This is a genomic window from Pseudocitrobacter vendiensis (genome assembly GCF_943590815.1).
GTDB classification, from domain to species: domain Bacteria; phylum Pseudomonadota; class Gammaproteobacteria; order Enterobacterales; family Enterobacteriaceae; genus Pseudocitrobacter; species Pseudocitrobacter vendiensis.
In genome coordinates this window covers 1-6233 of sequence record NZ_CALSBS010000063.1, presented here as the reverse complement: position 1 = coordinate 6233, position 6233 = coordinate 1, and the positions used below count along the sequence as shown (strand labels likewise).

The 6233-nt window shown below is 63.2% G+C and carries 8 protein-coding genes; 1 reads left to right on the top strand and 7 read right to left on the bottom strand.

What is annotated here, in order from left to right:
* Positions 1-38: 38 nt before the first annotated feature.
* The 7 genes from NMC31_RS25710 to NMC31_RS25680 form a co-directional block, all read right to left on the bottom strand.
* Positions 39-596, bottom strand: a complete 558-nt coding sequence (locus tag NMC31_RS25710) for a recombinase family protein (RefSeq protein WP_003100847.1) — start codon at positions 594-596, stop codon at positions 39-41.
* Positions 590-961: a hypothetical protein gene (locus tag NMC31_RS25705; RefSeq protein WP_003100853.1), complete on the bottom strand. Its 372-nt coding sequence runs from the start codon at positions 959-961 to the stop codon at positions 590-592. Before NMC31_RS25705 ends, NMC31_RS25710 begins: the two co-directional genes overlap by 7 nt.
* Positions 958-1458, bottom strand: coding sequence for a hypothetical protein (locus tag NMC31_RS25700; protein WP_003100856.1), 501 nt, complete (start codon positions 1456-1458; stop codon positions 958-960). Before NMC31_RS25700 ends, NMC31_RS25705 begins: the two co-directional genes overlap by 4 nt.
* Positions 1455-1781: a hypothetical protein gene (locus tag NMC31_RS25695; RefSeq protein ID WP_003100858.1), complete on the bottom strand. Its 327-nt coding sequence runs from the start codon at positions 1779-1781 to the stop codon at positions 1455-1457. The genes NMC31_RS25700 and NMC31_RS25695 overlap by 4 nt, the downstream gene beginning before the upstream one ends.
* A gap of 254 nt (positions 1782-2035) precedes the next feature.
* A complete protein-coding gene (locus NMC31_RS25690; RefSeq protein WP_000215515.1) occupies positions 2036-2392 on the bottom strand; it encodes a cupin domain-containing protein in 357 nt (118 codons plus the stop codon).
* On the bottom strand, positions 2382-2783 hold the full coding sequence (locus tag NMC31_RS25685) for a HepT-like ribonuclease domain-containing protein (protein ID WP_001293886.1): 402 nt from the start codon (positions 2781-2783) through the stop codon (positions 2382-2384). The genes NMC31_RS25690 and NMC31_RS25685 overlap by 11 nt, the downstream gene beginning before the upstream one ends.
* Positions 2780-3070, bottom strand: coding sequence for a nucleotidyltransferase family protein (locus NMC31_RS25680; protein ID WP_001247892.1), 291 nt, complete (start codon positions 3068-3070; stop codon positions 2780-2782). Before NMC31_RS25680 ends, NMC31_RS25685 begins: the two co-directional genes overlap by 4 nt.
* 158 nt (positions 3071-3228) lie before the next feature.
* Between NMC31_RS25680 and NMC31_RS25675 the strand changes: the two genes are divergently transcribed.
* Positions 3229-6195, top strand: coding sequence for a Tn3-like element ISPa38 family transposase (locus NMC31_RS25675; protein WP_015065644.1), 2967 nt, complete (start codon positions 3229-3231; stop codon positions 6193-6195).
* Positions 6196-6233: the final 38 nt, after the last annotated feature.

Genomic DNA, 6233 nt, shown 5'->3' with positions numbered 1-6233 from the left:
GGGAAGGAGGGAGTGACCATCTCATTAAATAAAGCACGCTAAGCGTGCGTGGAGGCTGGCACCCAGCGGTACAGCGTCGGAATGGACACGCCGAGGTTCTTGGCCACGTCCTTGGGCGGCACCCCGCTGGCCAGCAGCTTCTTGGCCGACTCGATCTTGCTGTCGGTCATCTTCGGCTTGCGGCCGCCTTTGCGGCCGAGCTGCTTGGCGACTTCCAGCCCGGCGCGGGTGCGCTCGACGGTCAGCTCGCGCTCCATTTCGGCAAGGCTCGCCATGACGTGGAAGAAGAACCGCCCGGATGGTGTGCCGGTGTCGATGGAGTCGGTGAGGCTCCTGAACTGGACACCGTGCTTGTGCAGATCGCCGACCAGATCGACCAGTTGCTTGACCGACCGGCCCAGCCGGTCGAGCTTCCAGACGACCAAAGTATCGCCTTCGCGCAGCATTTCGAGCGTCTTGGCCAAGCCAGGCCGGTCTGCCCGCGTGCCACTCACCTTGTCCTCGAAGACCTTTTTACATCCGGCCTTGCTCAAGGCTTCGCGTTGCAGCTCCAGGTTCTGATCCTGCGTCGAGACGCGCGCATAGCCAATCAACATGGCTTGTCTCGCGCCCGGTCGATGCGTTCCTGCATCGCCTGCATCACTTCTTCGTGGGTGTACGATCTGGCGTTGGCGTCGGTGGCTTGCCGCAGGGCTTCCTCAACCTCGCGCGTCATCCGCTCGTAATCCTCCGGCCACAGCGCTTGCTCCATGCGCAGCGACGCCTGACCCAGCAGGTGCAGCAGGCTGAACAGCCGCATGTCGTTGGTGGCGACGATGCGCTCCCGAATCTGCTCCTGAATAGCTTCGCTAGCCCGATGCGCTTGTGGTGTGGCAGTCCCCTCGTAGTCAGCGGGGAATTCCGCTTCCTCGGCAATCCTTGCCCAGGCGCTGGCCAGCGCCTCGATGGTTGACGTGCTCATTTCCGCCGCTCCTGTGCTCTTTGGCGAATCAACCGGCCAAGGGGCCTCGACGCGAAAACCAGCAGCATCACGCCTATCGGATACCAGGTCGAGAAGACCACCAAGGCATCGAAGGCTGGCCGTCCGGTGTTGGTAGGCAGTACGGCGGTCACAGCCATCAACCCGCCGACCGTCCAGATGATGCGCCACACGTAGGGCATCACGCGGGGCACGTAGCCGTCATCGAAAGCGGTCTGGTAGTAGCGGCGCAGGCCGCGCTCGGCAAGCGCCTGGCGCTGCCGCTCCGACAGCGCATCCGTCCGGCCATACCAGCGCCGGAATGGTGGACAGCGCAGCAGCAAAGGGGTGAAGAGGATCATCACCGCCACGATCGCGACACCCCACGCCATGACGGCGCCGGCATCGGGCCGCTTGGCGTTCTCGATCACGGGCGCGAAGACGCCCGGAGCACCGATCATCCAGAACAGCGCAATGTGCTGATGGAAGGAGAGCTTCATTTGCTCATCCACTTGCGCAGCAGGCGCTTTTTCAGGGAGGCGCGTTCTTGCGGGTTGCGTCCCTTGTGATTGGCGATGCGATCCGCCGTGGCGGCCTGGCGCTTGACGGGCCAGTAGGAGCGGCCATCCTTGCCCATCGACCAGACGCTGCTGGCCTGGTTTTCCAGCAGGGGCAGATGGGCGCTCAGGGCTTCGGGCGACGCGCTGGTCAGCGCCGTGCGCTCACGGGTGCGCCAGCGCTGATGCCAGAGCTTCTTGTCCTCGCGCTCGCTGCCGCAGGTCGTGTGCCCGACGATGGGTGTTTTGCGGCGGCTGCGGCTCATAACGTAGTGGTCTCCAAGAACATTCAGGACTGATCCCAGGCGTCGATGGTCAAGACCTGATCGGCAGGACAGGCGGCTACGCGGTCGGGAACTGGATGGTGTTCAGTCTCATGCCGACCCCATTCGATTGATCGCGTCGCTTGCGGCACGCTGCGACGCAAGGAGGTTTGCGACCTGGTTTAGCAGCCGTGTCCGCTGCATGTCTGTTACCTATCTCCCCGACCGCTCATTGGACCAACTCCAGAGATTGGGCTCTATCGCTCAGCCAATACGAAACCGGCATTGGCTGATGCCACAACCGAGACTAACACAAATGGCTCGGTACCTGTATTTCGCGCCCCGTGCACTTGGCCCGGTCTTGCCACGGCTATCTCACCTTCCCTGAGGGCACGAACAATCCCATTGCCCTGAAAGTAATCAGCCATTCCCGACAAAACAGTCCACGTGTCTTGGCCGTGAGGATGAATGTGAGCCGCAATTTCCTGCCCGGGATGGACATGCCAAACCACGATAATTGAGTCTCGGGTTTCAAGCACAACGGAACGAATAGGCTCGCCTTCGGACGGCTGAACATACTCGGCTACAGAAAATATTCTCGATTCAACAGTCATCGGAGATCCCTCTTTCACAGTTGTCGTTACGGTCTTCATCGTCGGCATCCTGACGCACGGCGGGCAATTGCTGGAGCAACGCCGGCAGCCATTCCTGTACCGTCTCCCACACCACATCGAGGTTGATGTCGAAATAGCCGTGAGCCATGCGATTACGCATATTGCGCATGCTGCGCCACGGCACGTCGGCATGCGCCTGGGTGAACTCGACGTAGCCATCCATCACCTTTGTGGCCGCCTCGCCGATGACGATCAGGCTCATGATGACGGCCTGCTGGGTGCGCTTGTCGGCCAAGAAGTCGTCCTTGGCCATCCCTTCCACGAAGCTGCGCGCATCGGTTGCGGCCTGCTGAATGTGGTCGAGGTAATCGGGCAGGCGGTTCTCGCTCATATCGGTTGCGCCTCCGCGAGCACCTTGGCCCGGAACTTCGGCGGCAGGTCGCCGGGAGTCAGCAGATCGACGTCAACGCCGAGCAGCGATTTCAGTTCTTCTTCCAAATCGCCCAAGTCCAACAACGTGGCACCGGGCAGCGCATCGACCAACAGGTCGAGGTCGCTGCCATCCCGGTCGGTGCCATGCAGCACCGAGCCGAAGACGCGCGGGTTCGCGGCGCGAAAGCGGCCTACCGCTTCACGCACTGCGCTTCGCTTCATGTCAAGCACAACAGACGGTCGCATGCGCATCCTTTCTTATCGAAACTCGTTGAGATGATATGCAATCAAGAATAGAATTTCAAGAACTATTTTCGAGAATCGCAATGCCTTGATTCCCGTGCCGCGCCGGTTGCCTTGGCGGGCTTGTCACAAACCTACGTTTTCAAGAAGAAGGAAACCGCATGCCCCGCCGTTCGATCCTCTCCGCCGCCGAGCGCGAAAGCCTGCTGGCGTTGCCGGACACCAAGGATGAGTTGATCCGTCACTACACGTTCAGCGAAAGCGACCTCTCCATCATCCGGCAGCGGCGCGGCCCGGCCAATCGGCTGGGCTTCGCGGTGCAGCTCTGCTACCTGCGCTTTCCCGGCGTCATCCTTGGCGCTGATGAGCCACCGTTCCCGCCATTGCTGAGACTGGTCGCCAACCAGCTCAAGGTCGGCATCGAAAGCTGGGACGAGTACGGGCAGCGTGAGCAGACCCGACGCGAGCACCTGGTCGAGCTGCAAACGGTGTTCGGCTTCCAGCCGTTCACGATTGGCCACTACCGGCAGGCTGTCCAGTTGCTGACCGAGCTGGCCATGCAAACCGACAAGGGCATCGTGCTGGCCAGAGCCTTGATCGAGCACCTGCGGCGGCAGTCGGTCATTGTGCCCGCCCTCAACGCCGTCGAGCGGGCGAGCGCCGAAGCGATTACCCGCGCCAACCGGCGTCTCTACGACGCCTTGGCTGAGCCGCTGACGGACGTGCATCGCCGTCGCCTCGACGATCTGCTCAAGCGCCGCGACAACGGCAAGACGACGTGGCTGGCCTGGCTGCGGCAATCCCCGGTCAAACCGAACTCGCGGCACATGCTGGAACACATCGAACGCCTCAAGGCGTGGCAGGCGCTCGACCTGCCCTCCGGCATCGAGCGGCTGGTTCACCAGAACCGGCTGCTCAAGATCGCCCGCGAGGGCGGCCAGATGACGCCCGCCGACCTGGCGAAGTTCGAGCCGCAGCGGCGTTACGCGACCCTGGTGGCGCTCGCCATCGAGGGCATGGCCACCGTCACCGACGAAATCATCGACCTGCATGACCGCATCCTGGGCAAGCTGTTCAATGCCGCCAAGAACAAGCATCAGCAGCAGTTCCAGGCATCCGGCAAGGCGATCAATGCCAAGGTGCGGCTGTTCGGGCGCATCGGCCAGGCGCTGATCGAGGCCAAGCAAGCGGGCCGCGATCCGTTCGCCGCCATCGAGGCCGTCATGTCCTGGGATGCTTTCGCCGAGAGCGTCACCGAAGCGCAGCGGCTCGCGCAACCCGAGGACTTCGATTTCCTGCACCGCATCGGCGAGAGCTACGCCACGCTGCGCCGCTACGCGCCGGAATTTCTCGACGTGCTCAAGTTGCGGGCCGCGCCCGCCGCCAAGGACGTACTCGACGCCATCGAGGTGCTGCGCAGCATGAACAGCGACAACGCCCGCAAGGTGCCCACCGACGCGCCGACCGAGTTCATCAAGCCGCGCTGGCAGAAGCTGGTGATGACCGACACCGGCATCGACCGGCGCTACTACGAACTGTGCGCGCTGTCGGAGCTGAAGAACGCGCTGCGCTCCGGCGACATCTGGGTGCAAGGCTCGCGCCAGTTCAAGGACTTCGAGGACTACCTGGTGCCGCCCGCGAAATTCGCCAGCCTCAAGCAGGCCAGCGAATTGCCGCTGGCCGTGGCCACCGATTGCGACCAGTACCTGCATGACCGGCTGACGCTGCTGGAAACGCAGCTCGCCACCGTCAACCGCATGGCGCTGGCCAACGAGCTGCCGGACGCCATCATCACGGAGTCGGGCCTGAAGATCACGCCGCTCGATGCGGCGGTGCCCGATACCGCACAGGCCCTGATCGACCAGACGGCGATGATCCTACCGCACGTCAAGATCACCGAATTGCTGCTGGAGGTAGACGAATGGACGGGCTTCACCCGGCACTTCGCCCACCTGAAGTCAGGCGACCTGGCCAAGGACAAAAACCTGTTGCTGACCACGATCCTCGCCGACGCGATCAACCTGGGCCTGACCAAGATGGCGGAATCGTGCCCCGGCACGACCTACGCCAAGCTGGCCTGGCTGCAAGCCTGGCACATCCGCGACGAAACCTACGGGGCGGCACTGGCCGAGCTGGTCAACGCGCAGTTCCGACATCCCTTCGCCGGGCATTGGGGCGACGGCACCACGTCATCGTCGGACGGCCAGAACTTCCGCACCGGCAGCAAGGCCGAGAGCACCGGCCACATCAATCCGAAATACGGCAGCAGCCCAGGGCGGACGTTCTACACCCATATCTCCGACCAGTACGCGCCGTTCCACACCAAGGTCGTGAACGTCGGCGTGCGCGACTCGACCTACGTGCTCGACGGCCTGCTGTATCACGAATCCGACCTGCGGATCGAGGAGCACTACACCGACACGGCAGGGTTCACGGACCACGTCTTCGCGTTGATGCACCTGCTGGGCTTCCGCTTCGCCCCGCGCATTCGTGACCTGGGCGACACCAAGCTCTACATCCCGAAGGGCGATGCCACCTACGAGGCGTTGAAACCGATGATCGGCGGCACGCTCAACATCAAGCACGTCCGCGCCCATTGGGATGAAATCCTGCGGATGGCCACCTCGATCAAGCAGGGCACGGCGACGGCCTCGCTGATGCTCAGGAAGCTTGGCAGCTACCCGCGCCAGAACGGCCTGGCCGTCGCCCTGCGTGAGCTGGGACGCATCGAGCGCACACTGTTCATCCTGGACTGGCTGCAAAGCGTCGAGCTGCGCCGCCGCGTGCATGCCGGGCTGAACAAAGGCGAGGCGCGCAACGCGCTGGCCCGCGCCGTGTTCTTCAACCGCCTGGGGGAAATCCGCGACCGCAGCTTCGAGCAGCAGCGCTACCGGGCCAGCGGCCTCAACCTGGTGACGGCGGCCATCGTGCTATGGAACACGGTCTATCTGGAGCGGGCCGCGAACGCCTTGCGTGGCCACGGTCAAGCCGTCGATGACGGCCTGTTGCAGTACCTGTCGCCGCTCGGCTGGGAGCACATCAACCTGACCGGCGATTACCTCTGGCGCAGCAGCGCCAAGATCGGCGCGGGCAAGTTCAGGCCGCTACGGCCGCTGCAACCGGCTTAGCGTGCTTTATTTAATGAGATGGTCACTCCCTCCTTCCC